Source organism: Peribacillus sp. SIMBA_075, from assembly GCF_046534585.1.
Genome location: NZ_JAWRYN010000991.1, coordinates 1 through 257 on the forward strand (window position 1 = coordinate 1; position 257 = coordinate 257).

Here is a 257-nt window from a genome sequence, read left to right on the forward strand (position 1 = left end):
CTGAAGCTATGAGTGGAGGTGTCACAATGAGCAAAAAAGAGCGAGAAGCGATTTGTTTGATTTGTGAAGAGAAAAAGACAAAGGGAATATATTTATATCATCAGTTTTTGTGCCGAGACTGTGAGCGAAAGTTAATTTCTACATCGACCTCGGATCCTAGCTATGCCGATTATGTAAGAAAGCTTAAAAATCTTCATACGCCGCCTTTGTATTCATAGACCACTAGATGGTCTTTTTTTATGAGCTATCGAGGATTG

The 257-nt window shown here is 38.5% G+C and carries 1 protein-coding gene; it reads left to right on the forward strand.

The genetic code is table 11. The features are described from left to right. The first annotated feature begins 26 nt into the window (after window positions 1-26). Entirely contained in the window at window positions 27-218 is a 192-nt protein-coding gene (locus SB775_RS31245; RefSeq protein ID WP_017359334.1) for a sigma factor G inhibitor Gin, read from the forward strand. Window positions 219-257: the final 39 nt, after the last annotated feature.

Coding starts and splice junctions, on each gene's coding strand:
- SB775_RS31245 (WP_017359334.1), top strand. CDS start 27: ATGAGCAAAAAAGAGCGAGAAGCGATTTGTTTGATTTGTGAAGAGAAA.